Raw genomic sequence first — 25,638 nt, 5'->3', positions numbered from 1 at the left:
CCCGCGCGCCGCCCCCAGCGGGGGCGGCGCGCGGTCGCCGGTGAGACGCGGCCACCGCCGTCACGACGGCGGTGGCCGGATCTCACGGCGCGCCCTGTCCGTGCGGACAGGGCCTAGCGCTCGTCGCTACGGCGGCGCCAGCGCTCTTCCATCCGCTCCATGAAGCTCTGCCGGGGACCGCCGCGGCGGCCGGTCTTGCCCGGCTGCCCGGGACGCGCGGCCGCGGCGGCCTCGCTGAACCCGTTCATCCGCTTCCAGCTTGACAGACCCCACAGGCACGCGGCGAGCATGACCACGAAACCGCCGACGCCGAGCGGGATGTTGATGATCACGACGCCCACCATCAACAGGACGATGCCCAGGAGGAAGCCGATGGAGGCCTTCACCAGGCGACGCTTGTAGTGGCTGCGTGGATCACTGATCCTTACGGTATTGGCCCACTTCGGGTCCTCAGCGTAGAGGGCCTGCTCGATCTGGTCGAGCAAGCGCTGCTCGTGATCAGAGAGCGGCACGGCGCCTCCCAAGGACAGCCCCAGGACGGGGAAGACGGTGACGGACGACACGGGGTGTCCGAACCTCGCGGTCGGTTATCCCCAGAATACGAGGCTGTAGACGTAGACGAAAGAAAACGTCCAACGTAGTCCAAACCGGAGGCGACGTCATGGATCCATTCCATCAAACGGCGGGCGTACAAGCGACGCCGGGAGCACCGCATCCCGGCCGAATCTCCGGGCCGCCCGGTCCATCGCCTGCTCGGCCTCCCGCCAGCCCGTCTCCCGCTCCCCCAGGCCGAGCTGCCGGGTGACCTCGCCGGCCGGACGGAGGTTCTCCACCCGCACCCCGACCAGGCGGAGCCGGACTTTCTCCAGGCCGGCGGCGGTGTAGAGGTCGCAGGCGGTCGCGTAGAGCACCTGGGCGACGTCCGTCGGCTCCCGGAGGGTCCGGGAGCGGGAGATGGTGCTGAAGTCGGCGCGGCGGAGCTTGACACTGACCGTGCGGCCGACGTGGCCGCCCTCCCTGAGCCTGGCGGCGACCCGTTCGGAGAGGCGGAGCAGCTCCCTGCGGATCTTCACTGGGTCGTCGACATCTGTGGCGAATGTCTCTTCGGCCCCGATGCTCTTGTCGGGCACGTGCGGGGTCACCGGACGCTCGTCGCGCCCCCAGGCGAGCGCGGCCAGATGCGCGCCGGCCGCCTGGCCGAGGTGGCGCTGCAGGGTGGCGACCGGCACCCCGGCGAGCTCCCCGACGGTCCTGATGCCCAGCCGGACCAGGGACTGCTCTGTACGCTCCCCTACGCCCCACAGAGCGCCCACCGGGAGCGGGTGGAGGAAATCCACCACCTTGTCCACCGGGACCACCAGAAGGCCGTCTGGCTTGCAGTGCTGCGAGGCGAGCTTGGCGACGAACTTGCTGTTGGCCACGCCGACGGAGCAGGTGATCCCGTGCTCGCGCGCGACCTGCCCGCGGATCATCGCCGCGATCGCGGCCGGCGGGCCGAGGCGCTTGCGCGCCCCGCCGACGTCGAGGAAGGCCTCGTCGGAGGCGATCGGCTCCACCTCGGGGGTGAACGTGCGGAAGATCTCCATGACGCCCCGGGAGACCTCGGCGTATTTGCCCCGGCTCGGCGGGATGATCACTGCCTGGGGGCAGAGCCGGCGGGCCCGGGTCATGGGCATGGCCGAGTGCACCCCGAACCTCCTGGCCTCGTAGGTGGCGCTAAGCACCACGCCACGCGCGCCGGGCGCGCCGATGATGACGGGCGCACCCTTGAGCTCCGGGCGCTCGCGCAGCTCGACGCTCGCGTAGAAGGCGTCCATGTCGACGTGGAGGATCGGGCAGCCGGTGTCGTCGGCGCCCAGGTCCGTCCCCGGCCGCGGCATCTGCTGTTTCCTCGACACGGCGCCATCCTATGGGAACACGCGTTCGACGCAAGCCTCATCGACGGCCGAGGACGTGCAGCTGGGTGGCGATGTCGCGGAGCACCGGGTGGGCGGCCGCCGCCTGCTCCAGGGCGACCAGGGCGCGCGCGGCGCCCGGCTCCCCGTCGAGCAGCCGGCTGGGCACCAGGTCGGCGAAGACGCGCACCCCGTGGACCTCTCCGAGGGTGAAGCCGGTCGCGGCCAGGAGCCTCGACAGCGCCTCCCGGGTGAAGCGCCGCGGCGTGGGGTCGCGCTCGCCCCAGCGGCCCTCGGGGTCCTCCAGGACCTGGCGGGCCTCGTCGAACCGGCCGGTGATCGAGCGGTGCAGCGCGGCGGCGAGCGGGTTGGCGGCCAGCACGCTGATCGCGCCGCCCTCGCGCAGCAGGCCGGCCATGGCCGTCAGCGCGCTGACCGGATCCTCCACGTATTCCAGCACGCTGTGGCACAGGACCAGGTCGGCGCCGTCGGCGGGGAGCAGCTCGCCCAGGTCGGCCGCGTCGCCCTGCAGGGCGCGCACGGCCACCCCCGCCTCCGCGGCACGGCGCTCCAGCGCGGCCAGCGAGTCAGGGCTGGGGTCGACGACCGTGACGGCATGCCCGAGCTCGGCCAGCGGCACGGCGAAGCCGCCTGTGCCGCCCCCGGCGTCGACGATGTCGAGCCGCTCGCGCCCGGTCGCGGACACCCTGTCGGCCAGCACTGCCCGCAGGACGTCCCAGACGACGGCGGTGCGGACCGCCGGGGTCCCTGACTGCCGGGAGATGCCTACGGCATGCAACTTCGGATCGCCTCCTCTTTCGGTGACGGACCCAGCCTACGCCGGGCGGTCCCCGGGCCCGGCCAAGGGTGATCCGTACGCGCGCTTGATCGAGACTTTTCCGGGCGCGGGGCGTATCAGGAGGGATGAGGGGCGGGGCGGCCGCGGGAGACCGGTGACCGGCCTCCCGCGGGACGCGCTACAGCGCCAGGGACGGCTTGAGCTGCTTGAAGCGGGCCATCAGTCCGTTGACGAACTGCGGCGACTCGTCGGTCGACAGCTCGGAGGCCAGGCTGACCCATTCGCTGATGACGACGCCCTCGGGGACGTCGGGCATCCACAGCAGCTCGTAGGTGCCGCCGCGCAGCAGGTTGCGGTCGACCGCGGGCATGCGGTCGAGCGTCCAGCCCTCGGCGTAGGTGGTGATCAGCTCGTCGATGCGCGCCCGGTGCCGGCACACGCCCTCGACGATCGTCGCGGTGTATTCGTTGACGGGCGGCTCGGCCCGCTCCAGGCGCTCGGCGAGGACGCTCAGCGGGTCCTGGCTGCGCGCCTCCGCCTCGAACAGGATGTCCAGCGCGCGCCTGCGCGCCTTACCCCGTGCCGACATCAGGCCCGGCCGAGGTAATCGCCGGTGCGGGTGTCGACCTTGACCTTCTCACCGGTCGTGATGAACAGCGGCACCTTGATCTCGGCGCCGGTCTCCAGCTTGGCGGGCTTGGTGCCACCGGTGGAGCGGTCGCCCTGGAGGCCGGGCTCGGTCTCGGCGATGATCAGCTCGACGGCCGCGGGCAGGTCGACGTAGAGCACGTTGCCCTCGTTGATCGCCACCGTGGCCAGCATGTTCTCCAGCAGGTAGTTGGCGGCGTCGCCGACCGCGACCCGAGAGACGTGAAGCATGTCGTAGGTCTCGGTGTCCATGAAGACGAAGTCGTCGCCGTCCATGTAGGAGAACTGCATCTCGCGCTTGTCGACGTTGGCCACCTCGACCTTGACGCCGGCGTTGAAGGTCTTGTCGACGACCTTGCCCGAAAGGACGTTCTTCAGCTTGGTGCGGACGAACGCACCACCCTTACCGGGCTTGACGTGCTGGAACTCCACAACCGTCCAGAGCTCACCGCCGTCGAGCTTGAGCACCAGGCCGTTCTTGAGGTCGTTCGTCGTCGCCACTAGTTTCTCCTGCGTACGGCCGCTCTAAAGGACAAGCAGCTCTTTGGTCGTCCGTGTGAGAAGTTCCGGTCCGTCATCACGCGTCACGAGCGTGTCCTCGATGCGGACGCCGCCCCTGCCCGGGAGGTAAACTCCAGGCTCAACGGTGACCGGAACTCGATCCTCTAGTCTAGCGTGCTCGCTGTCGGGCTCTGGCTTCACCGGAGACAGGAACGGCAGCTCGTGGATCTCCAGCCCGACGCCGTGTCCGAGGCCGTGCCCGAAGTGCGCCCCGTGACCCGCCTCCGCGATGAGGTCGCGGGCCGCGGCGTCCACCTCGTCGGTGGCGGCGCCGGGCCGTACGGCCCGGCGGCCGGCGCGCTGGGCGGCGCGGACCAGGTCGTACAGCTCGCGCTGCCACTGGGCGGGCTCGCCGATGGCCACCGTCCGGGTCATGTCGGCATGGTAGCCCTCGTGCAGCGCCCCGAAGTCCATGGTGACCAGGTCGCCCCGCTCCAACGGCCGGTCCGAGGGCGAGTGGTGCGGGATCGAGCCGTTGGGGCCGGCCGCCACGATCGAGTCGAAGGCGGGCTTCTCGGCGCCGAGCTCGATCATCCGGGACTCCAGCGCCCTGGCGATCTCCCGCTCGGTCGCCCCGGGCCGCAGCAGGGGCAGCACGTCGGAGAACGCCTGGTCGGTGAGCTCGCAGGCGACGCGGATGAGGTCGATCTCGGCCTCGTCCTTGACCCGGCGCACCGACTCCACCAGGCCGGACAGGCGCATCAGGCCCTCGCCCAGCCGGAAGTAGTCGGCGACGGGCATGTGGTGGGCCTCGACGGCGACCCGGCCGGCCAGCCCGACCAGGGATCCGGCGACGTCACGCTCCTCGACCACCTCGATGTCGGAGCAGATCCGCCGCGCGGCCTCGGCGTAGCGGGAGTCGGTGGCCAGCGTGGCACGGGCGTCGGCCCGGACGAGCACCGCCGCGTTGGAGCTGGCCAGGCCGGTCAGGTAGCGCACGTTGACGCCACGGGTGACCAGGATCGCGTCCGCTCCGTGAGCGGGGAGCAGTGCCGCGAGACGTTCGCGGCGCCGGGCGTGGGTGACGGTCATGTCCCGCATGTTATTGACCGCCGCCGGCCGTTCCCAAAGGGGGCCGCCACCTCCCCCGGAGCCGGCCGCCCCCGCGGAGGCGGCCGGCGGGGTGTCCACGTCGCGCTCGGCGGCGTGCCGGGTCGGCCGCCCCCGCGAGGGCGGCGGGCGGGAACGGCCCGCGGCCGGCCGCCGGACGGCGCCCGGCCGCGGACGGCTCAGGTCAGGACAGGCTCGGCGCCCGGCCGCGGACGGCTCAGGCCGGGACCGGCTCGGGGCCCCGCAGCACCGCGGCCGGCGCCTCGTCCAGCGGCTGCGGCGGGGCGTTGAAGACGCTCTCGTCCAGCCTCCCCTCCGAGCGGGCCACGAGGACCGGCACCACGAGCTGCCCGGCCACGTTGGTGGCGGTGCGGATCATGTCGAGGATCGGGTCGATGGCCAGCAGCAGGCCGACGCCCTCCAGGGGCAGGCCGAGCGTGCTCAGGGTCAGGGTGAGCATCACGACCGCGCCGGTGAGACCGGCGGTGGCGGCGGAGCCGACCACGGAGACGAACGCGATCAGCAGGTACTGGCCGACCCCGAGCGGGATGTCGAACACCTGGGCCACGAAGATCGCGGCGAGCGCCGGGTAGATCGCGGCGCAGCCGTCCATCTTGGTGGTCGCGCCGAACGGCACCGCGAAGGAGGCGTAGTCGCGGTCCACGCCCAGGCGGTCGGTGGTGACGCGCTGGGTGAGCGGCATGGTCCCGACCGAGGAGCGGGAGACGAAGGCCAGCTCGATGGCGGGCCAGGCCTTGCGGTAGAAGGTGATCGGGCTGACCTTGCCGACGAAGGCCAGCAGCAGCGGGTAGCTCACCAGGAGCACCAGCAGGCAGCCGATGTAGACGCCCGCGCTGAGCTTGGCGAGCGGGGCGAGCAGGTCCCAGCCGTAGCTGGCCACGGACTTGCCGATGAGACCGGCCGTGCCGATCGGGGCCAGCCGGATGACCCACCACAGGGCCTTCTGGACCAGTTCGAGGACCGAGCGGCTGAAGTCGAGGAACGGCTCCGCCTTCTCCCCGACGGCCATGGCGGCGGCGCCGAGGACGACTCCCAGGAAGACGATCTGGAGGACGTTGAGCTCGGTGAAGGCGGTGACGATGTTGGTCGGGACGATGCCGGTCAGGAAGTCGACCCAGGTGCCGGCGCCTTCCAGGTCCACGGCCTTGGCGCCCTCGGTGGCGATGTTGACGCCCTGCCCAGGGTTGAGGACCAGCCCGAGCCCGATGCCGAAGGCCACGGCGATCAGCGAGGTGGCCAGGAACCACAGCAGTGTCTTGCCCGCGAGCCTGGCAGCTCCGTTGACGTTGCGCAGGTTGGCCACGCTGACGACGACCGCGGTGAAGACCAGCGGCGGGACCGCGAGTTTGAGGAGCTGGACGAAGATCTTGCCGACCTCGGTCAGCGTGGCGGTGAGCCAGGTGACGTCACCGGCGCGGGCGACGAACCCGAGGGCTATGCCGACCACCAGTCCCAGCAGCAACTGCAGGGAGAAAGAGAACCTCTTCATGAACGGGGACTCCGTAGAAGGGCATGCCGGAGCGGACACGGACATGCGGAGTGAGGAAAAGGGAGACGGGAACGGTGTTCAGCGACAGAGCTGGCTGCTGAGACGGCACAGGTCGACGTGGAGCCGCTCGACGAGCCACACGATCACCGGGAAGAACCTCACGGCGGAGTACAACATCATCGTTCGATGCGTATATTCCGATTCGAAGTGTGATGCACATCACACTTCGAATCGGAGAGGAGTCCCGTTCGGGACCGGCCGGTCCGGCGGGAGACCACGGCCGGAAAGACGGCGGGGGCCCCGGCGGAGCCGGGACCCCGCACGGGGATGCGTCAGGACGCCAGATCCCTCACCTTCTCGATGAGCCGGACCCGCTCCTCGTGCGTACGGCCGAGCGGGGCGACGTTGACGGTCGTGACGCCCGACTCCCTCATCGCCTGGAGGCGCTCGCGGACGTGGCCCTCGGAGCCGATCAGGGACATCTTCTCCAGCAGTTCCTGCGGGACGAGCGCGGCGGCCTCGTCCTTCTTGCCGTCGAGATAGAGGTTCTGGATCTGCTCGGCCTCCTTCTCGTAGCCGTAGCGGCGGGCGAGGTCGTTGTAGAAGTTCTTGCCCTTGGCGCCCATGCCGCCGATGTAGAGGGCGGCCATCGGGCGGCCCAGCTCCAGCCAGTCCGACACGTCGTCGCCGATGGCCAGCGGCGCCTGGGCGATGACGTCCAGCTCCCCCAGGGCCGGGTCGCGCCTGGCCTTGCCCGCGGCCAGCGAGGCGCCCCAGACGGCGGCGGCCTTCTCCGGCATGTAGAAGATCGGCTCCCAGCCCTCGGCCAGCTCCGCGGAGAGCTCGACGTTCTTGGGACCGATGGCGGCGATCACGATGGGGATGCGGTCACGGACGGGGTGATTGATGATCTTCAGGGGCTTGCCCAGGCCGGTGCCCTGGTCCGCGGGGAGCGGGACGGTGTAGTGCTTGCCCTCGTAGGTCAGGCGCTCACGCCTCCAGACCTGGCGGCAGATCTCGACGACCTCGCGGGTGCGGCCCAGCGGGGCGGTGTACGGCACGCCGTGGAAGCCCTCGACGACCTGGGGGCCCGAGGCGCCCAGGCCGAGGGTGAAGCGGCCGTCGGAGACGTAGTCCATGCCCGCGGCGGTCATGGCCAGCAGGGTGGGCGTGCGGGAGTAGATCGGCAGGATGCCGGAGGCGATCTGCAGGCGCTCGGTCCTGGCCGCGATGTAGCCCATCTGGCTGACCGCGTCGAAGCTGTAGGCCTCGGCGACGAAGACGATGTCGAGACCCGCCTTCTCGTAGTCGGCCAGCGCGGCCACCGTCTCCTTGAAGCCCCCCGAGTAGTTCAGGGCCATACCGATACGCATCCCGAGACCGTCCTTCCGCGCCGACGAAACCGAATGATGTTCCGTTTCTCTCCGGGGAGAAGGCTATCGACTCACCGCCGAAGCACCAAGCCCCGCACCCCCGGCGCGGGGCCGGTAGCGTACGCATCTCGGGGCGGGGGAAGCCCCCGGCGCCGGACGAGGGAGCGTGGTGTGCTGAGACGATCGATCATCGTGGTGGCGGGGGCGCTGGCCCTGCTCCTCGGCGGCCACCGGCTCCTGCCGGAGCTGGGCGGGTTCACGCCCGTGCTGGAGAGCCTGCTCCCCTGGCTCGGCGTCGCCGTACCGGTCCTGCTGGTCGGGGCGCTGTTCACCCGCTCGTGGCAGGTGATCGTCGCGGCGCTGCTCCCGGCCGCCGTGTGGGGGGTCATGTTCGGCCCCACGGTGCTGCGCACCCCGCCGGGCGGGCCGAGCGACCTGTCGGTGGCCACGCTCAACGTGGGGGTGACCAACGCCTCCTCGGGGCAGGCCGTACGGGCCCTCGCCAAGGGCCGGGACCTGGTCGCCGCGCAGGAGCTGACCAGCGGCGGCCCGGCCGCCAAGGCGCTCAGCGCCCGTTTCCCGCACCACTACCAGATCAGCACGGTCGGCCTGTGGAGCCGCTTCCCGATCGTCGAGGCCCGCAAGGCGGACATCGGCCTCGACTGGGTGCGGGCGCTGCGGGCCGTGGTCAAGACCCCCAAGGGGGAGCTGACCGTCTACGTCATGCACCTGGCCTCGGCCCGCCCCGGCATGACGGCCCAGCGCGACGAGACCCTCACCCGGGCCCGCAGGATCGTCGAAAGGGACGACAGCGAGCGCCTGCTCCTGCTCGGCGACCTCAACACCGCCACCACCGACCGCAAGCGGGCCGGGCTGGTGCCCCCGCTGTCGGACGCCCAGCAGGAGGCCGGCTCCGGCTTCGGCTTCACCTGGCCGGCGTCCTTCCCGGTCACCCGCCCCGACCACATCCTCTACCGCGGCCTCACCGCCACCAGCGCCGGTGTCGAGCGGGCCGCCGGCAGCGACCACCGCGCCGCCGTCGCCTCACTGCGCCTGGGCGAGCACCCGCCAGGCGGCGCGGCCCTGTCGCGCCCCTGAGAGCTCACGGCGCCTGCGCCGGGCGCCCCGCCGCGCGCAGCGCGGACAGGTCCGCCGGGGTGTCGATGTCGGCCGGGTCGCCGGCGTCGTCGCAGGGCACGCCGGCGACCAGCTCAGGGTGCGCCCGCAGGAACGGCCGGGCACCGACGTCGCCGGTGGCGAGCGCGGCGACCTCCGCGAAGTGCTCCCTGGCGATCAGCACCGGGTTCCTCGGCGCCCCGCCGTAGGTGGCGACGGCGACCGAGGCGCCGTCCCGGGCGGCCCGGATCAGCCGCCGCACCGCCTCCGGGCCGACGAACGGCTGGTCCACCAGGGCGATCACCACGTGCCGCACCTCATCGGGGAGCGCGTCCAGGCCCACGCGCAGCGAGGAGCCCATCCCCGAGCGCCACTCCGGATTCCGTACGGCCACCGCCCCGCGCACCTGCGCGATGGCGGCCCCGAGCACGACGACCACGGGGTGGCAGCCGCCGTCGTGGAGCAGCCGGACCCCGCGGTCCACCAGCCGCTCCCCGCCGAACTCCACCAGCGCCTTCGGCGTGCCGAGCCGCGAGCCCGAGCCGGCCGCCAGCAGCAGCCCCGCGACCGGCGCCCGCTCGGCGGCCTCCCCCCGCGTGATCACGCCTGCGGCCCGTCACCGTGGATCCGGCCGGAGCCGTCGGTGAGGGGCTGTCCCGAACCTCCCCAGCGGAGCTGGATCAGCTCGGCGACGATGGAGACCGCGGTCTCCTCCGGCGTCCGCGCGCCCAGGTCCAGCCCGATCGGCGAGCGGAGCCGTTTCAGCTCGGCCTCCTCCAGGCCCGCCTCGCGCAGCCGGACCAGCCGGTCCTCGTGGGTGCGGCGCGAGCCCATCGCGCCGACGTAGCCCGCCGGGGTGCGCAGGGCCACCTCCAGCAGCGGGACGTCGAAGCGGGGGTCGTGGGTGAGCACGCAGATCGCGGTCCGCTCGTCCACGGTGATCGAGGTCAGGTAGTCGTGCGGCCACTTGACGATCACCTCGTCGGCCTCCGGGAAGCGCTTGGCCGTGGCGAAGACCGGGCGGGCGTCGCACACGACCACGTGGTAGCCGAGGAACTTGCCGATCCGGGCCACCGCGGCGGCGAAGTCGATCGCGCCGAAGACCAGCATCCGGGGCGGCGGGGCGAAGGAGTGCACGAAGACCGAGAGCTCGTCGAGCCGCCGCTCGCCGTGCGAGCCGTACCTGCGGACCCCGGTGAGCCCCTGCGCGAGCATGCCCCGCGCGTCGTCGTCCACCGCCTCGTCCAGCCGGGCCACGCCCAGCGAGCCGGCGGAGCGGTCCGGCCAGACCACCCTGCGGGCGCCGACCGCGCCCGGCCCGGCCAGCACGGTCGCCACCGCCACCGGCTCGCGCTCCCGCATCGACGCGGCGACCGCCCCCAGCTCGGGGAAGGTCTCGCGCGAGACCGGCTCGACGAACACGTCGATGATTCCGCCGCAGGTCAGACCGGCCGAGAAGGCGTCGTCGTCGCTCACGCCGTACCGCTGCAGCACCGGCGTGCCGGTGGCGACCACCTCCCGGGCCAGCTCGTAGACGGCCCCCTCGACGCAGCCGCCCGAGACGCTGCCCTCCGCCTCCTCCCCCAGCACGGCCATGGACGCGCCCGGCGGCCGGGGCGCGCTGCGGAAGGTGTCCACCACGGTGGCCAGCCCGAAGGTCCGCCCGGACTCCCACCACCGTACGATCTGCGACAGCACGTCACGCATGCGTCCCTCCCAGCAGGGCGGCCAGTTCCTCGAAGGCGGCCAGGCTGTGCCCGGCCACGAAGTCGTCGATGTACGGCAGAGCCGCGCGCATCCCCGCGGTGAGCGGGCGGTAGCCCTCCTGCCCCTTGTGGGGGTTGACCCAGATCACCCGGTGCGCCATCCGCGACAGCCGGGCCATCTCCGCGCCGAGGAGCGAGACGTCGCCGCGCTCCCATCCGTCGGAGGCGATCACCACCACCGCTCCCCTGGCGTCGTTCAGCGTCAGGAACTTCCTGAGCTCCTCACCCAGCCGGGTGCCGCCGCTCCAGTCGGGGATGGCGCGCGAGACGGCGTCCATCGCGGTGGCCGGGTCGCGGTGGCGCAGCTCGGCGGTGAGCCGGGTGAGCCGGGTGCCGGCGCTGAACACCTCGGTGGCCCGCGGCTCGCACCTGACCAGCGCGTGGGCCAGGCGGAGCAGCGTGTCGGCGTAGGGGGTCATGGAGCCGCTGACGTCCACCAGCAGCACGGCCCTGCGGGGCCTGGTCCGGTGCGAGCGGTAGCGGAGCCTGGCGGTCTCCCCGCCGCGCCGCAGGGTCTCGCGGATCGTCGCCCTGCTGTCCAGCCGCCCCCGGTGCGACGGCCGCAGCCGCCGCGACCTGCGCTGCTCACGCCCCACCCGGAACAGGGCGAGCAGCCGGTGCACCTCCGCCAGCTCCGCCCCGGTCAGCTTGGCCACGTCCCGGTTGCGCAGCACCTCCGCCGCGCTCGCGCTGGCCACCGGGGCGGGACTGTCGTCGCCGTCGCCCGCTCCGCCGGACATGGTGGCGATGTGCCGGGTGACGGTGACCGCGGCCGGTCTCGGGCGGCCCGCGCGCAGCCCGCCGAAGTAGGCGTGGAAGACCCGGTCGTAGCGGGGCAGGTCGTCGGCCGAGGCGCACAGGGTGAACCGGCCCGCCCAGTAGACGTCGCGCGGCTCGGCGGCGTCCAGGTGCGACAGCGCGCGCAGCAGGCCCTGGGTCCTCTCGTGGTCGGCGGGGACCCCCGCGGCGCGCAACGTCCTGGCGAACCCGGTCATGACGGCGACCAGGTCCCGTGCCGTCCCCGCGCCGCCGGGACCCGCCGGGTCCCCGGAGCCCGCCGGGTCTCCAGAGGCCGCCGGAGCCCCGGAAGCCGCCGCGGCGCAGGGGCCCGCCGGGTCCTCGGAGGCCACCGCGGCGCCGGAGCCCGCCGGGTCCCTGGAGCCCGCCGCGGCGACGGCCGGGGCGTCCTCCGGCCGGCCGGGGCCGTCAGCGGCGGAGGTCACCGAAGATCCCGTTCCCGAGCACGGTCTCGTGGTCCTCCCGGTGCTTGAGCAGGGCGCCCAGAGTGGCCGCGGCCAGATCGGGGTCCAGCTCCCGGGCGCCCAGGGTCAGCAGGGCCTCGGTCCAGTCGATGGTCTCGGCTATCCCGGGCGGCTTGACCAGCCCGGCCCCGCGCAGCCGTACGGCCGCCTTGGCGACCTGCTCGGCGAGGGTCTCGGAGCAGGCGGGCAGGCGCCGCAGCAGGATCGCCACCTCCCGGTCGAAGGAGGGGTGCTCCAGCCAGTGGTAGAGGCAGCGCCGCTTCAGCGCGTCGTGCACCTCGCGGGTGCGGTTGGAGGTCAGCACCACCACCGGCGGCCGCTCGGCGCGGACCGTGCCGAGCTCCGGGATGGAGATCGCGAAGTCCGAGAGCACCTCCAGCAGGATCGCCTCGAACTCGACGTCGGCCCGGTCTATCTCGTCGATGAGCAGCACGCTGGGCTGGGTCTCGACCGCCTTGAGCAGCGGCCGGGCGATCAGGAACCGCCGGTCGTAGACCTCCCCCTCCAGCCGGGCGGCGTCGGTCACCCCGCCGGCCTCGGCGGCCTTCAGGTGCAGGAGCTGGCGGGCGAAGTCCCAGTCGTAGAGCACCTGGGGACCGTCGAGCCCCTCGTAGCACTGCAGCCGGATCAGCGGCGCCCCCAGCACCGCGGCCAGCGTCCTGGCCAGCTCGGTCTTGCCGACGCCGGCCTCCCCTTCGAGCAGCAGCGGCCGGCCCATCCGCAGCGCGAGGAACGCCGCCGTGGCCAGCCCTTCGTCGGCGAGGTAAGCCTCCTGGTCGAGCAGCTCCGTCAACTGCCCGGGCGACTGCACCTCCGACGCCTCGATCGTCCGCCTCAGCACTACCTCAGGCTACGCCCGCAGGTGCGACATGAGCGTATTCTCACCCTCTGTGAAGAACCTGGTCCGGCAGATCAACACGCCCTCACGGGTCGTCGTGGTCGCCTTCCTCGCGGTGGTCCTCAGCGGCACGGCGCTGCTGTCGCTGCCCATCGCCGTCGAGCAGAACCGGGCGGGGACGTGGACCTCCGCCCTGTTCACCGCGACCTCGGCGGTCTGCGTCACCGGACTGGCCGTGCAGGACACGGCGACGCACTGGACGATCTTCGGCGAGCTGGTGATCCTGGTGCTGATGCAGATCGGCGGCTTCGGGATCATGTCGCTCGCCTCGATCCTCGCGTTGGTCGTCTCCGGCAGGCTCGGCCTGCGCGCCCGGCTCAACACCCAGGCCGAGACCAAGACGCTGGGGCCGGGCGACGTGCGCCGGGTGATCGCGGGCGTCGCCAAGGTCACGCTGGTGGTCGAGACGCTGACCGCCGTGATCCTGTCCGTCCGTTTCGTCGCCGGGTACGGCGAGCCGCTCGGCCGCGCCGTGTACTACGGGATCTTCCACGCGGTCTCGGCGTTCACCAACGCCGGGTTCGCGCTCTGGCCCGACAGCATGATGCGGTTCGTCACCGATCCATGGATCTGCCTCCCGCTGGCACTGACGGTGGTCGCCGGGGGCCTCGGCTTCCCGGTCTACGCCGTGCTCCGGCAGAACTGGCGCCGCCCGTCGCGCTGGTCGCTGCACGCGAAGATCACTGTGGGGATGACCGCCGTCCTGCTGACCGGCGGGACCCTGGCCGTCACCGCGACCGAGTGGAACAACCCCGGCACGCTGGGCGCGCTCTCCCCCGGCCTGCGTGTCATGGCCGGGTTCTTTCACAGCACCATGACCCGCAGCGGCGGCCTGAACTCCGTCGACGTCTCCCAGATGCACGAGAACACCTGGCTGATCAGCGACGTGCTGATGTTCATCGGCGCGGGCAGCGCGAGCACCGGCGGCGGCATCAAGGTGACGACGTTCGCGCTGCTCGCCTACGTCATCCTGGCCGAGCTCCGCGGCGAGCCCGACGTCACGGCCGGGCGCCGCCGCGTCCCCGAGCAGCTCCAGCGGCAGGCGCTGACCATAGCCCTGCTCAGCGTGGCCTCGGTCGCCGCCGGCACGTTCGTCATGATGATGCTCACCCCCTTCAAGCTCGACCGCGTACTGTTCGAGGTGGTCTCCGCGTTCGGCACGGTCGGCCTGTCCACGGGGATCACCCCTGATGTCGGCACCAGCGGGCATCTGGTCCTGACGACCCTGATGCTCATCGGCCGGCTCGGCCCGGTGACCCTCGGCGCCGCGCTGGCGCTGCACGTCCAGACCCGTCGGTTCCGCTATCCGGAGGAGCGTCCCCTCGTTGGTTGACAAGAAGAACCGCGGCGACGCGGTCGTGGTGATCGGCCTGGGCCGGTTCGGCGGTGCGCTGGCGGTGGAGCTGGCGGGCCGCGACGTCGAGGTGCTGGGGGTCGACAGCGACCCCAAGAACGTCCAGGAGTTCTCCGGGCGGCTCACCCACGTGGTCTGCGCCGACTCCACCGACCCCGACGCGCTCACCCAGCTGGGGATCGCCGAGTTCGGTCGGGCGGTGGTCGGCATCGGCAACGACATCGAGGCGAGCATCCTGACCACCTCCATCCTGGCCGACCTCGGCGTGCCCGACATCTGGGCGAAGTCGATCAATCTGCAGCACAGCCGGATCCTGGAGCGGGTCGGCGCCCACCACGTGGTGCAGCCCGAGCACGACATGGGCGAGCGGGTGGCGCACCTGGTCACCGGCCGGATGCTCGACTACGTGGAGGTCGACGAGGACTACGCCCTGGTCAAGACCAAGGCTCCCCAGTGGGCGGACGGCAGGTCCCTGAGCGAGCTGGGCATCCGCAAGAAGTACGAGGTGACCGTGGTCGGGATCAAGAAGCCCGGCGGCAGGTTCACCTACGCCACCTCGGGCACGGTCGTCAACGGCGGCGACATCCTGCTCGTGGCGGGCGAGACCGACCGGGCCGAACGGTTCGCCGAGGAGACCTGAGCTCCGCCGGGCGCCCGGAGCCCGGTCCGCGGCGGCCGGGCCAGGACGCTCCGGATCCGCGGCCGGCAGGCCCCAGCGGGCCCCGGTCCGCGGGCGGGCCCCGGAGGACCCCGGTCCGCGGCGGCAGACCAGAACGCCCGAGGTCCGCGGTGGCAGACCAGAACGCCCGGGGTCCGCGGCCGGCAGGCCCCGGTCCGCGGGCGGCCCGGGAGACCTCAGTCGGCGGTGGTGGACCAGGTCGTCGCCGCCGGCGCGCCGGCCGGGCAGGTGACGCGGATCGTCGTGCTCTCGCCGCCGGAGGTGAACTCGACCGAGACGGCGGGCGCGGGGCCGCGCTCGACCCTGTCGACGCCGTAGCCCTGGGCGGGGCTCCACGACAGCAGGACGGCCCGGCCCGCGTCGCAGGCGGTGACGACGGCCCCCTGGCCGTAGGAGAACTCCCTGGTCGCCATGGCCCGGCCGGGCGGGGCGGGAGCGGCCAGGACGGGGTTGCCGGTCGCGCTGACCAGGGCCCGCTCGACCTCGCTGAACGTCATGGGCTGGACGACCTGGCCGGTGATGTGGACGCCGATCAGCGACACCGCCCAGGTGCTGGCCACCGTGGTGAGGGCGGCTGCGGCGAGCCAGCCCCCCAGGCCGAGCAGGGCCTGCCTGTTCACCGAACAAACGTCTCACCAGCGCCGTTAAGGGCCCGCCAAGCGGGCCTCACGACGCGGTCAACGCAGCCGGCCGATTGGGGAAAGGTTAGCGTGTTGGTGTGGCACAGGTGCTCCTCGTCGAGGACGACGCCCAGGTCCGGTCCGCGCTGACCCGGGCGCTCACCGAACGCGGGCACGCCGTCACGTCGGTCGCCGCGGGCATGCCGGGGCTCACCCTCGCGGTGGGAGACCGGCCCGACCTGGTCGTGCTCGACCTGGGCCTGCCCGACCTCGACGGCTGCGAGGTGCTGCGCATGCTGCGCGCCGTGAGCGCCGTCCCGGTCATCGTGGCGACCGCGCGCGACGACGAGCCGGAGATCGTCCGGGCGCTGGACGCCGGGGCCGACGACTACGTCGTCAAGCCGTTCAGCGCGGCCCATCTGGACGCCCGGATCCGGGCCGTGCTGCGCCGCGGCCGGGACTCCGGCGACGGGACGGCGCCCGTGGTGGTCGGCGGGCTCCGCATCGAGCCCGCGGCGCGCGAGGCCGCCCTCGACGGGGTCTCGCTGGGTCTCACCCCCAAGGAGTTCGACCTGCTGCACTATCTCGCGGTCCGCCCCGGCCAGGTCGTCACCAAGCGCGAGCTGCTCACCGAGGTGTGGCGGATGGCCTACGGCGGCGCCGACAAGACCGTCGACGTGCACCTGTCCTGGCTGCGCCGCAAGCTCGGCGAGAGCGCCCAGCGCCCCCGCTACCTGCAGACCGTCCACGGTGTCGGCGTGAAGATCGTCGACCCGGGAGCATGAGGGCCGCCGGATGAGACGGCGGCTGGCCCTGCTCGCGGTGGCGACCACCTCGCTGGTCCTGGTCGCCTTCCTCGTGCCGCTGGCCATGCTGGTGAGCACGGTCGCCGCCGAGCGGGCCACGGCCGAAGCCACCGCCCAGGCGCAGTCCCTGGCCGCCCTGGTCGCCCTCGGCGACCGCGGCAGCCTCGACACCACCCTGCGGCAGGTCAACGGGGCCAACGGCACGCCGATCACGGTCTTCCTGCCCGACCGCACCTCCCTCGGCGTCCCGGCCCCCTGGGACCGCGCGGTCGAGCTGGCCGCGCGCGGGCGCAGCATCACCGTCGAGACGCCGACCGGCCGGGAGATCCTGGTGGCCGTCCAGGGCGGGGCCGGCGGCACCTCGGTCATCCGTACGTTCGTGAGCACCGGACAGCTCCGGCAGGGGGTGGGGCGGGCGTGGCTGGTGCTGGGCCTGATCGGGCTGGCGCTGCTCACGGTCGGCATCGTCGTCGCCGACCGGCTCGCCCGCTCGCTGATCCAGCCGGTCGGGCAGGTCGCGGGGGTCTCCCGACGGCTGGCCCGCGGCGACCTGGACGCGCGGGTGGACCCGGCCGGCCCGCCGGAGATCCGCGACGTCGGCACCGCCCTCAACCACCTGGCCACGCGCATCCGCGAGCTGCTCACCCGCGAGCGCGAGGCGGTCGCCGACCTGTCCCACCAGCTCCGCACCCCCGTCACGGCGCTGCGGCTGGAGGCCGAGACCCTGCGCGACAAGGACGAGGCGGCCCGGGTGGGGGAGGCCGTCGACACCCTCGAACGCATGGTCACCCAGGTCATCCGGGAGGCCCGGCGGTTCCGCGGTGGCGTGGCCCGCTGCGACGCCACCGCGGTGATCACCGACCGGGTCACCTTCTGGTCGGCGCTCGCCGAGGACCAGGACCGGCCGGTACGGCTGCGCATCCCCGGCACCCCGCTCCCCGTCGGGGTCAGCGCGCAGGACCTGGCGGCCTGCGCCGACCTGCTGCTGGAGAACGTGTTCGCCAACACTCCTGACGGCACGCCCTTCACCGTCGAGCTGGCGCCCGGGCCGGACGGGGGCGCGCTGCTGACGATCACCGACGAGGGGCCCGGGTTCTCCTACCCGGTGCCGGTCGACCGCGGGACGAGCGGCAGGTCCTCCACCGGCCTGGGCCTCGACATCGCCCGCCGTACGGCGGAGGGCTCCGGCGGCCGGATGCGGGCGGGCCCGTCCCCGTCGGGCGGGGCCGAGATCACCCTGGAGTTCGGCCCGGCGGCGTCCTGATGCCCCGCCACGTCCGCACGGCCCGCTCAGCGGCGTCTTAACGATTCGTTAGGGACGCCGCAGTGTTTCGCTATCCGGCGCCCTGGCAGCCTTGAGAGGTCATCGGGCTCCCGACATCGCGGGACGCCGGGGGGAGGGTCCACCGGATCCGGAAGACCCGGGCGGCCGGCGACGGTGACACGGCTGCTTCACGGAAGCCCTCCGAGCCGGTGGAGCGACATCCGCGGCGCGGAGGGGCGGCAGCCCGGGAGAGGGCAACCAGGACGTCCACGACCAGGAGGACGGCAGTCAGAGCGGCGACAACGGAACCTATCTGTCGATTGAGATCACGTCGCGTGCGGCCGTGTCCCTCACCCCTGCGAGGTGGGGGCGCGGCCGTCTCCGCGGCGGCCGGATCCGCGGCGGGCCGGCCGCCGGCGGCGACGGGAGCCGGGGAGCGCCCCGCGGGCCCTCCGCCTGCCGCACTCGCCCGGATGGCGTCCTACCGGGTCTCCTCGGCCTCGCCGCGCTCGCGGATGAGCGCGGCGAACTCGCGCACCTGCCGCACGGTCCGGTCCTTCTCCGACCCCTGGAGCCCCACGGCCCCGATCGTCGCCCCGTCGGTGAAGTCGATCTTCGCCCAGGGCTCGTTCTGCACCAGCGTGACCCCCAGCACCTCCGGCCACTCGTAGCGGTGCACCCGCAGCGGGTTGACCACGGTGACACCCTGCTCGTCCGCCTCCACCCGGCAGCGCCCCAGCAGGTGCAGCAGCCCGGCGATCAGCCCGCCGAGCACCACCATGGCGACCCTGTCGACCAGGGTGAACGGCGGCGGCAGGAAGATCGCCATCAGCAGTGCCCCGAGCACGATCACCGCCGCGAAGCCGTACGCCACGATCCGGCCCTTCTTCGGCCGCCACACAACGGGCAGCTCAGGCGGAGAGACGCTCTCGGGGCTCACTTGGAGATCACGATCCTTCGGGAAAATCGCCGGTCACAACCGGTGTGACTGCCGACACCGTGCCGAATGAAATTTACCGCACCACCCGGCCGGCCATGACTCCGCACGGGAAGGCCAGACATACCGCCTTTTCCGCCTTTTCCTCCTCCGCCGCGGAGCGTGACGGGCCGCACGCGGTGCGGCGGAGGAAGGGAAGGGCACGCCTGCGGCCCCGCCGGCTAGCCCCGGAGGTCCCTCAGCAGCAGGGCGGTCTCCAGCGCGGCCACGGTGGCCTCGTATCCCTTGTCCTCGTGGCTGCCCGGCAGCCCGGAGCGGTCGACGGCCTGGTCGAGGGACTCGCAGGTCAGCACACCGTTGCCGATCGGGGTCTCCTCGTCGAGGGAGACCCTGGTCAGCCCCGAGGTCACCGAGTCGCACACGTAGTCGAAGTGGGCGGTCTCCCCCCGGATCACGGCGCCCAGCGCGACGACCGCGTCGCACCGCCGGGCCAGGGCCTGGGCCACGACCGGGATCTCCAGGGTCCCGGCCACGCGCACCACGGTCACGGCGGCGCCGCTGTCCTCGCCGGCCTGTACGGCGCGGGCCACGAGTTGGTCGGTGATCTTCTCGTGCCAGCGGGCGGCCACGATGCCGACGGCCAGTCCCCCGGCCTCGACGGCCGCCGCCGCCGGCCGGCCGGTGCCGCTCATGCCGGCCCCCCGCCCAGCGGTCCGGGGTGCGCCTGGGCGGACGCGTCCTGCCTGATCATGCGTTCTCCTCGTGGATGTCGTGGCCGAGGCGCTCGCGCTTGGCCGCCAGATATTTCTCGTTGTAGGGGTTCGCCGCCACCGGCATCGGCTCGCGGCCGAGCACCTTGATGCCGTATCCGTCCATACCCCGCAGCTTGGCCGGGTTGTTGGTCAGCAGCCGCACCGACTTGACGCCCAGCTCCGCGAGGATCTGGGCGGCGTTGGAGAACTCCCGGGCGTCCACCGGCAGCCCGAGCTCCAGGTTGGCGTCCACGGTGTCCCTGCCGTCGTCCTGCAGGCTGTACGCCTTGAGCTTGGCCAGCAGGCCGATCCCGCGACCCTCGTGCCCGCGCAGGTAGACGACCACGCCCCGGCCCTCGGCGGCGATCTCCGACATCGCGTGGTCGAGCTGGACCCCGCAGTCGCACCGCAGCGACCCCAGCACGTCCCCGGTCAGGCACTCGGAGTGCGCGCGGACCAGGATGTTCTCCCCGTCCTCGAGATCGCCGTAGACCAGCGCCACATGCTCGCCGCCGTCCAGCGCGCTCGCGTAGCCGTAGGCGCGCCACACCCCGTACTTGTTCGGCAGGCGCGTCTCGGCGACCCGGGTCACCATCCGCTCGCTGCGCCGCCTGAACTCCACGAGCTGGTCGATCGAGACCAGTGCCAGGTCGTGCTCGTCGCAGAACTCGCGCAGCTCCGGCAGCCGCTTCATGGTCCCGTCGTCGTTGACGATCTCGGCCAGCGAGCCGGACGGGCTCAACCCCGCGAGCCTGGCCAGGTCCACGGCCGCCTCGGTGTGGCCGCGCCGGACCAGCACGCCGCCCTCGCGGTAGCGGAGCGGGAACACGTGGCCGGGCCGGACCAGCTCGAACGGCTCGGTCGCCGAGTCGCACAGGGTGCGGATCGTCTTGGCCCGGTCCGAGGCCGAGATGCCGGTGCTCACCCCGTCGCGGGCGTCCACACTGATCGTGTAGGCGGTGCGGAGGCGTTCCTTGTTGTCGTGCACCATCAGCGGCAGGCCGAGGCGGTCGAGGTCCTCCCCGCGCATCGACACGCAGATCACGCCGCTGGTGTGCCGGATGGTGAAGGCCAGCAGCTCCGGCGTGGCCTTCGCCGAGGCGAAGATGAGGTCGCCTTCGTTCTCGCGGTTCTCGTCGTCGACGACCACGACGGGCCTGCCATCACGGATGTCGGCGATCGCCCTCTCGATCGGGTCCAGCTTGATCACACCGCCTCCTTGGGAACGAGTACGGCCCTCGACCGGTACTCCTTTAGCCAGTTGAAGAATCCGACCAGGACGAGCACGAAGAACACCCCGTACACCGCCCCGGAGACGACCAGTCCCGAGCTGAAGGCCAGCGGTACGCCGACCAGGTCCACGGCGATCCAGATCAGCCAGAAGTCGACCAGCGCCCGCCCCTGGGCCCAGGTGGCGACCGCGCTGCCGACGAAGATGTAGGCGTCGGCGGCGACCAGGAGGTATCCCTTGGGCGGCGGGACGAACGCGCCCCAGGAGAGCTGCGTGATGTAGAAGACGACGGCGACCAGGACCGTGCCCACGGCCATGACCCCGACCAGCGCGAGCCGCTCCGGGGCCGTCGCGGGGCGCACGGCCAGCTCCCGGCCGTTCTGGGTGCCGCGCGTCCAGCGCCACCAGCCGTAGACGGCCAGGCCGCCGAACATGAGCTGCTTGAGGGCGTTGCCGGTGATGTGCGCGTTGACCGAGGCGATGAACAGCAGCACCGAGCCGGTGAGCTGGACCGGCCAGGTCCAGATCGACTTGCGGATGGCCAGCAGCACGGTGGCCAGGGCGGCCACGTTGCCGATCAGGTCCGTCCAGAGGAGCCTGGTCCCGAAGACCTCGAACCCCGCCTCAGCCCAGTTCACGGCCCGCCCCCAGGCCGTAGGCGCCCACGAGCTTCTCCACGTGCTTGGCGATCACGTCGACCTCGAGGTTGACCGGGTCGCCCGGCTGCTTGGCGCCGAGGGTGGTGAGCTGCAGGGTGGTCGGGATCAGGCTGACGGCGAACCCCTCGGCGTCCACGCCGGCCACGGTCAGGCTGACGCCGTCGACCGCGATCGAGCCCTTCTCGACCACGTAGCGGTTCAGCTCGGCCGGGAGCGAGACGCGGACGACCTCCCAGTGCTCGGCGGGCTCGCGGGACAGCAGCGTCCCGGTCCCGTCCACGTGGCCCTGCACGATGTGGCCGCCCAGCCGCTGGTCGGCGCGGACCGCGCGCTCCAGGTTGACCCGGTCGCCGGGCCGCAGCGCCCCCAGGCAGCTACGGTCCAGGGTCTCCTTCATCACGTCGGCGGTGAACACCTCGCCGTCCACCTCCACCACGGTCAGGCAGACCCCGTTGACGGCGATCGAGTCGCCGTGCCCGGCGTCGGCCGTGACGACCTTGCCGCGGATCGACATCCGGGCCGCCTCCCGCAGGGGCTCGATCGCGGCGATCTCGCCCAGTTCCTCAACGATTCCGGTGAACATTCACAACTCCTTCAGAGGTACCGGCCGGGCGGTCAGACGCAGGTCCGGCCCGGTGGGGGTGACATCCTCGAACTCCAGTCGGTGGGTCTCGGCGATCGTGGCGACGCCGGCCGGGCCGAGCGCGGCGGGCCCGGCGCCCAGCAGCGCCGGGGCGAGGTAGCCGACGACCCGGTCGATCAGCCCCTCCTTCAGGAAGGAGCCCGCCAGGGTCGGCCCGCCTTCCAGCAGCACGCTGACGATCTGGCGGCGGTGCAGCTCGGCCAGGAGCCCGGCCAGGTCGAGCCCGTACGGCCGCCGCCGCGCGAGCCGCACCACCTCGGTCCGGGCCGCGAGCGCGCCGGCGTCGGCGTCGGCGGCGACCGCCACCAGCGTCGGCGCCCGGCCGTCCAGGACGCGGGCGGCGGGCGGGGTGCGGGCGTCGCTGTCGACGACCACGCGGAGCAGCGGCCTGGCGGCGGGCGCGCCCTGCCCGGCGGGCGGGGCGGGGTCCTCGCCGGCGGAGGGTGCCGGTGGGCGGCGGACGGTGAGCCGGGGGTCGTCGGCCAGGACGGTGCCGATGCCCGCGACGATCGCGTCGGCCTCGCCGCGCAGGCGGTGCACGTCGGCGCGGGACTCGGGCGAGGTGATCCACTGACTGGTGCCGTCGGCGGCGGCCGAGCGGCCGTCCAGCGTGGCGGCGTACTTCCAGGTGACGTGTGGCCGGCCGAGCCGGACCGAGGTCAGCCACTCGGCGTTGCCGCGCTCGGCCTCCCCGGTGAGCACGCCGGTGGCGACCGCCACGCCGTGCCGCCTGAGCCGGTCGGCGCCGCCGGCCGCCGCCGGATTGGGGTCGCTCACCGCGACGACGACGCGGGCGACGCCCGCCTCCAGCAGGGCGAGCGAGCAGGGCCCGGTCCGGCCGGTGTGGTCGCAGGGTTCGAGGGTGACGTACGCGGTGCCGCCCCTGGCGCGTTCCCCGGCGGCGCGCAGCGCGACCACCTCGGCGTGCGGGCCACCGGCGTAGGCGTGGAAGCCCTCCCCCACGACCTGGCCGGAGGCGTCGAGGACGACGCACCCGACGACGGGGTTGGGGCTGGTGGTGCCGCGCCCGCGCGCGGCGAGCTCGATCGCCCGGCGCATGTGCGCCTGATCAGTCACCCGGGTCTCCTACTCGCCAGTAGCTTTCTCTGCCACGGCGGGCCCCGGGGGATCATGGATGCATGCACCCAGTCAGCGGAGGGTGCCCGAAGACACACTCCGCTCGCGCGCTTCCTCCCATCCGGACTTTAACCGTCGGTCCCGGAATTCCACCGGGTCAACCGGTCGATGGATTCGACCGGGTCGCGGACTGTAACCGCCGGTTCGGACTTTCACCGACCCCGGAGCACGCTTGTTGCCAGCGGTTCGCCACCCCTGATGGGAGGCTCCCCGTACATCAGTGTGCCATGTCCGGCAAACGGGAGGAACACCCCTATGCCATGAAAACAAGCGAGCGCTTGGTTAAGCAGGTGAATCCGCAGGTCGTAGGGGGCGAATAGGCCGTTCGGGGGCGTCCGCGATCGTTCGGGACCGTTCGGGAGTGTTCGATCCACTTGAAGCCGCCGGCCAGGCGTCGCACGATCTGTTCACCCCTCCCGCCGGCGTGGGGCGGTCCCCGGAAACTCCTCCACGCCGGCGCGCCTCCCACCTCCCGCACAGCCGGAAGGAGCCGGCCACCGACGGAGCGCCCCGGGCGGGACGGGCGGGGACGGACGCCTTCCACGGCCGGGCGGGCTAGGCGGCCCGGCCGTCCGTCACCCGCCGCGCCCTGCGGGCGTCCGGGGCATACCTGACCGGGGCGGGCACCAGGCCGATCCCGGCGTGCAGCCCCTTCAGCGTGGCCGTCGCCCACAGGTCGCCGAGCGGCGTGGCGGGCAGGCCGTACAGCCTGCGGGCCCAGCGCGGCAGGGTCGCGAAGGCCAGCACGGTCAGCATCGGGATGACCGGCTTGAGAGGGAGCAGGTACGGCGGCAGCGGCGCACCGAGGGATTGACTCAAAGATTGGCGGAGCGGATGTGGCACTTCTGGAACGAAGTAAAGCCCAGGACGGCGCCCCTGGATGTAGTCGCGCATCTCACCGACCGAACCGGGCACGTCCTGCGGGCACAGGCCGACGACCTCGGCGGCACGCCGCCATTCGTCCACGAACCGGTCGGCCTCCTCGTCGGTCAGACGCACCCCCGCCCGGCGGGCGACCGACAGGTAGGAGTCGACCTCGCCGACATGGACCCATAGGAGCGCGTCGGGATCGTCGAGGCGGAAGCGCTCGCCGGTGTCGGGATCGAGCGCGGTGAGCCGGGAGTGGATCTTCCTGACCCGGGCCCCGGCCTTGGCGACCTCGGCGCGCGTGCCGTAGGTGCGCACCCGGACGAACTCGGTGGTGCGCAGGAAGCGGGACCACGCCTCGGAGGGGTCCATGAGCGCGGAGTTCTGCGCGACCCCGCGCATCGCCCGTGGGTGCAGCCCCTGCATGAGCAGCGCCCGGAAACCCCCGACCAGCAGGATCGGCTCCCCCATCACCCGCCAGGTCACCGAACCCGGCCCGAACAGTCCGTGGTCCATGAACCACCTCCTCGTAAGTGAGTGGTTACCCCAACCGCCGGGAGCGACACGTGACACAACCATGACATCACCGGGACGGCCCCGTCGCGGAACCGGGTGCCCGTCGCGGCTCCGTGGCCGGACGGGCCCCGGCGCCGGACGGGGCGGCGCGCGGCGGGGGGGATCAGGCCTTGTCCGCCAGGGAGCGCAGGCCGTCCACCGCGCGGGCCGGGTCGTCGGCGCCGTAGACGGCGTTGCCCGCCACGAAGACGTCGGCCCCCGCCTCGGCGCAGCGCTCGATGGTCTGCTCCGACACCCCGCCGTCCACCTGCAGCCAGATCTGGCCGCCGTGCTTGTCGATCAGGGCGCGGGCCCGGCGGATCTTCGGCAGGACCACGTCGAGGAACTTCTGGCCGCCGAACCCGGGCTCGACGGTCATCAGCAGCAGCATGTCGATCTCGCCGAGCAGGTCCTCGTACGGCTCGATGGGGGTGGCCGGGTTCAGCGCGAAGCCGGCGCGGGCCCCGGCGGCGCGGATCTGGCGCAGGGTGCGGACCGGGGCCTTGGACGCCTCGGCGTGAATGGTCACGCTGCCCACCCCGGCCTCGGCGTAGGCCGGGGCCCAGCGGTCCGGATCCTCGATCATGAGATGGCAGTCGAGCGGCGTCGAGGTGGCCCTGAGCAGGGACTCGACAACCGGTAGACCGAGTGTCAGGTTGGGCACGAAGTGGTTGTCCATGACGTCCACGTGCAGCCAGTCGGCGTTGGGGACCGCCGCGGCCGCCTCGGCGAGGCGGGCGAAGTCGGCGGACAGGATGCTGGGCGAGATCTGTACGGCCATGATGCGGCCGAGTCTATTGCGCGACCGCCGTCCGCCCGTCACCGGCAGGCGGCCGAAGGATCTCGGCGACGAGAACGAGATCCGTTCTGCCGCGGACCAGCGTTGTGGCGAGCGTATGTCCGAGGACGTGGGCGGCGGTGGGATCGTCCAGGCCCGCTCGCCGGGCGATCGTGGCGATGATGCCGCCGGCGGCGCGGGCGGTGAGCCGCCCGCCCTTGGCGTTCAGGAAGAGCGCGGGGCCGGCGTCGGCTCCGGGCCAGGTGGGCCGCCCGTCAAGCCATACCTGCAGCTCGGGACGGAGCTTGGGGTGGATGTCGACCTCGCGGAACTTGTCGCCCTTGCCGTACAACCGCGGTTTCCCCTTGCGGGCCGAGAGGTGAACGTCGTCGACGTCGAGGCGGACCACCTCGCTGATGCGGGCGCCGGCGTAGGTAGGGCAGTGTGACAGGTGATCCAAGTTCTGTGTCACAGATGT

28 protein-coding genes and 1 riboswitch are annotated in these 25,638 nt (G+C 72.7%); of the genes, 5 read left to right on the top strand and 23 right to left on the bottom strand.

The window, feature by feature from the left end; translation table 11 throughout:
• Positions 1-113: 113 nt before the first annotated feature.
• From J2S55_RS05465 to J2S55_RS05430, 9 genes are all read right to left on the bottom strand, one after another.
• The gene (locus J2S55_RS05465; protein WP_306858562.1) at positions 114-512 is read right to left on the bottom strand and encodes an SCO2097 family morphological protein; all 399 of its coding nucleotides are present in this window, start codon (positions 510-512) and stop codon (positions 114-116) included.
• Positions 513-659: 147 nt separating this feature from the next.
• Positions 660-1,880 (bottom strand): DNA polymerase IV, encoded by a 1,221-nt coding sequence (gene dinB / locus J2S55_RS05460; RefSeq protein ID WP_306858561.1) that lies wholly within the window; start codon positions 1,878-1,880, stop codon positions 660-662.
• 55 nt (positions 1,881-1,935) lie between these two features.
• Positions 1,936-2,694 carry a methyltransferase domain-containing protein gene (locus J2S55_RS05455; RefSeq protein WP_306857748.1) on the bottom strand — a complete coding sequence of 253 codons (759 nt, stop codon included), beginning with the start codon at positions 2,692-2,694 and terminating at the stop codon, positions 1,936-1,938.
• A gap of 178 nt (positions 2,695-2,872) precedes the next feature.
• Positions 2,873-3,283 carry a transcription antitermination factor NusB gene (gene nusB / locus J2S55_RS05450; protein WP_306857747.1) on the bottom strand — a complete coding sequence of 137 codons (411 nt, stop codon included), beginning with the start codon at positions 3,281-3,283 and terminating at the stop codon, positions 2,873-2,875.
• Positions 3,283-3,843, bottom strand: coding sequence for an elongation factor P (gene efp, locus J2S55_RS05445; RefSeq protein WP_306857746.1), 561 nt, complete (start codon positions 3,841-3,843; stop codon positions 3,283-3,285). The genes nusB and efp overlap by 1 nt, the downstream gene beginning before the upstream one ends.
• Before the next feature lie 24 nt (positions 3,844-3,867).
• On the bottom strand, positions 3,868-4,935 hold the full coding sequence (locus tag J2S55_RS05440) for a M24 family metallopeptidase (protein WP_306857745.1): 1,068 nt from the start codon (positions 4,933-4,935) through the stop codon (positions 3,868-3,870).
• A gap of 235 nt (positions 4,936-5,170) precedes the next feature.
• On the bottom strand, positions 5,171-6,463 hold the full coding sequence (locus J2S55_RS05435) for a dicarboxylate/amino acid:cation symporter (protein ID WP_306857744.1): 1,293 nt from the start codon (positions 6,461-6,463) through the stop codon (positions 5,171-5,173).
• Positions 6,464-6,541: 78 nt separating this feature from the next.
• Positions 6,542-6,643, bottom strand: coding sequence for a putative leader peptide (locus tag J2S55_RS48215; protein ID WP_370879592.1), 102 nt, complete (start codon positions 6,641-6,643; stop codon positions 6,542-6,544).
• 152 nt (positions 6,644-6,795) lie between these two features.
• Positions 6,796-7,836: an LLM class F420-dependent oxidoreductase gene (locus J2S55_RS05430; protein ID WP_306857743.1), complete on the bottom strand. Its 1,041-nt coding sequence runs from the start codon at positions 7,834-7,836 to the stop codon at positions 6,796-6,798.
• Between the two features lie 171 nt (positions 7,837-8,007).
• Here J2S55_RS05430 and J2S55_RS05425 point away from each other — a divergent pair, with 171 nt between their 5' ends.
• On the top strand, positions 8,008-8,934 hold the full coding sequence (locus J2S55_RS05425) for an endonuclease/exonuclease/phosphatase family protein (protein WP_306857742.1): 927 nt from the start codon (positions 8,008-8,010) through the stop codon (positions 8,932-8,934).
• 4 nt (positions 8,935-8,938) lie between these two features.
• Here J2S55_RS05425 and J2S55_RS05420 read toward each other — a convergent pair whose 3' ends face one another.
• From J2S55_RS05420 to J2S55_RS05405, 4 genes are read right to left on the bottom strand one after another with little or no spacing between them, the layout of a single operon-like run.
• Positions 8,939-9,556 (bottom strand): nucleotidyltransferase family protein, encoded by a 618-nt coding sequence (locus tag J2S55_RS05420; RefSeq protein WP_306857741.1) that lies wholly within the window; start codon positions 9,554-9,556, stop codon positions 8,939-8,941.
• Positions 9,553-10,659 carry an XdhC family protein gene (locus tag J2S55_RS05415; protein WP_306857740.1) on the bottom strand — a complete coding sequence of 369 codons (1,107 nt, stop codon included), beginning with the start codon at positions 10,657-10,659 and terminating at the stop codon, positions 9,553-9,555. The genes J2S55_RS05420 and J2S55_RS05415 overlap by 4 nt, the downstream gene beginning before the upstream one ends.
• Positions 10,652-11,941, bottom strand: coding sequence for a vWA domain-containing protein (locus J2S55_RS05410; RefSeq protein WP_306857739.1), 1,290 nt, complete (start codon positions 11,939-11,941; stop codon positions 10,652-10,654). Before J2S55_RS05410 ends, J2S55_RS05415 begins: the two co-directional genes overlap by 8 nt.
• Positions 11,925-12,821 (bottom strand): AAA family ATPase, encoded by an 897-nt coding sequence (locus J2S55_RS05405; RefSeq protein WP_306857737.1) that lies wholly within the window; start codon positions 12,819-12,821, stop codon positions 11,925-11,927. Before J2S55_RS05405 ends, J2S55_RS05410 begins: the two co-directional genes overlap by 17 nt.
• Before the next feature lie 49 nt (positions 12,822-12,870).
• On the opposite strand from J2S55_RS05405, the gene J2S55_RS05400 reads away from it, so the two are divergent.
• Positions 12,871-14,211: a TrkH family potassium uptake protein gene (locus tag J2S55_RS05400; protein WP_306857736.1), complete on the top strand. Its 1,341-nt coding sequence runs from the start codon at positions 12,871-12,873 to the stop codon at positions 14,209-14,211.
• Entirely contained in the window at positions 14,204-14,872 is a 669-nt protein-coding gene (locus J2S55_RS05395) for a potassium channel family protein (RefSeq protein ID WP_306857735.1), read from the top strand. Before J2S55_RS05400 ends, J2S55_RS05395 begins: the two co-directional genes overlap by 8 nt.
• Positions 14,873-15,087: 215 nt before the next feature.
• Here J2S55_RS05395 and J2S55_RS05390 read toward each other — a convergent pair whose 3' ends face one another.
• Entirely contained in the window at positions 15,088-15,531 is a 444-nt protein-coding gene (locus J2S55_RS05390) for a hypothetical protein (protein WP_306857734.1), read from the bottom strand.
• A 98-nt stretch (positions 15,532-15,629) separates the two neighbouring features.
• Here J2S55_RS05390 and J2S55_RS05385 point away from each other — a divergent pair, with 98 nt between their 5' ends.
• Together J2S55_RS05385 and J2S55_RS05380 are read left to right on the top strand one after the other, a co-directional pair.
• Positions 15,630-16,316 carry a response regulator transcription factor gene (locus J2S55_RS05385; protein WP_306857733.1) on the top strand — a complete coding sequence of 229 codons (687 nt, stop codon included), beginning with the start codon at positions 15,630-15,632 and terminating at the stop codon, positions 16,314-16,316.
• A gap of 10 nt (positions 16,317-16,326) precedes the next feature.
• A complete protein-coding gene (locus J2S55_RS05380; RefSeq protein ID WP_306857731.1) occupies positions 16,327-17,601 on the top strand; it encodes a HAMP domain-containing sensor histidine kinase in 1,275 nt (424 codons plus the stop codon).
• 481 nt (positions 17,602-18,082) lie between these two features.
• Here the strand turns inward: J2S55_RS05380 and J2S55_RS05375 are convergent, their stop codons facing one another.
• The 9 genes from J2S55_RS05375 to J2S55_RS05335 all read right to left on the bottom strand — a co-directional run bounded on the left by J2S55_RS05375 (position 18,083) and on the right by J2S55_RS05335 (position 25,620).
• On the bottom strand, positions 18,083-18,541 hold the full coding sequence (locus J2S55_RS05375; RefSeq protein WP_306857729.1) for a PH domain-containing protein: 459 nt from the start codon (positions 18,539-18,541) through the stop codon (positions 18,083-18,085).
• Positions 18,542-18,759: 218 nt separating this feature from the next.
• Complete coding sequence (gene ribH / locus J2S55_RS05370; RefSeq protein ID WP_306857727.1) at positions 18,760-19,230, bottom strand: 6,7-dimethyl-8-ribityllumazine synthase; 471 nt, start codon at positions 19,228-19,230, stop codon at positions 18,760-18,762.
• Positions 19,231-19,285: 55 nt separating this feature from the next.
• Complete coding sequence (locus tag J2S55_RS05365) at positions 19,286-20,500, bottom strand: bifunctional 3,4-dihydroxy-2-butanone-4-phosphate synthase/GTP cyclohydrolase II (RefSeq protein WP_306857726.1); 1,215 nt, start codon at positions 20,498-20,500, stop codon at positions 19,286-19,288.
• A complete protein-coding gene (locus J2S55_RS05360) occupies positions 20,497-21,159 on the bottom strand; it encodes a nicotinamide mononucleotide transporter family protein (protein WP_306857725.1) in 663 nt (220 codons plus the stop codon). Before J2S55_RS05360 ends, J2S55_RS05365 begins: the two co-directional genes overlap by 4 nt.
• Complete coding sequence (locus tag J2S55_RS05355; protein ID WP_306857724.1) at positions 21,146-21,763, bottom strand: riboflavin synthase; 618 nt, start codon at positions 21,761-21,763, stop codon at positions 21,146-21,148. The genes J2S55_RS05360 and J2S55_RS05355 overlap by 14 nt, the downstream gene beginning before the upstream one ends.
• On the bottom strand, positions 21,764-22,900 hold the full coding sequence (ribD, locus tag J2S55_RS05350; protein ID WP_306857723.1) for a bifunctional diaminohydroxyphosphoribosylaminopyrimidine deaminase/5-amino-6-(5-phosphoribosylamino)uracil reductase RibD: 1,137 nt from the start codon (positions 22,898-22,900) through the stop codon (positions 21,764-21,766).
• Between the two features lie 103 nt (positions 22,901-23,003).
• Positions 23,004-23,134, bottom strand: a riboswitch (FMN riboswitch).
• 381 nt (positions 23,135-23,515) lie between these two features.
• Entirely contained in the window at positions 23,516-24,343 is an 828-nt protein-coding gene (locus tag J2S55_RS05345; protein WP_306857722.1) for an oxygenase MpaB family protein, read from the bottom strand.
• Between the two features lie 163 nt (positions 24,344-24,506).
• Positions 24,507-25,163: a ribulose-phosphate 3-epimerase gene (gene rpe / locus J2S55_RS05340; protein ID WP_306857721.1), complete on the bottom strand. Its 657-nt coding sequence runs from the start codon at positions 25,161-25,163 to the stop codon at positions 24,507-24,509.
• Between the two features lie 13 nt (positions 25,164-25,176).
• Entirely contained in the window at positions 25,177-25,620 is a 444-nt protein-coding gene (locus J2S55_RS05335; RefSeq protein WP_306857720.1) for a tyrosine-type recombinase/integrase, read from the bottom strand.
• Positions 25,621-25,638 lie beyond the last annotated feature (18 nt).

Origin of the sequence: Streptosporangium brasiliense (genome assembly GCF_030811595.1) — a bacterium.
Classification (GTDB): Bacteria; Actinomycetota; Actinomycetes; order Streptosporangiales; family Streptosporangiaceae; genus Streptosporangium; species Streptosporangium brasiliense.
The sequence above is the reverse complement of the archived record's forward strand: the minus strand, read 5'-3'. Positions and strand labels throughout refer to the sequence as shown.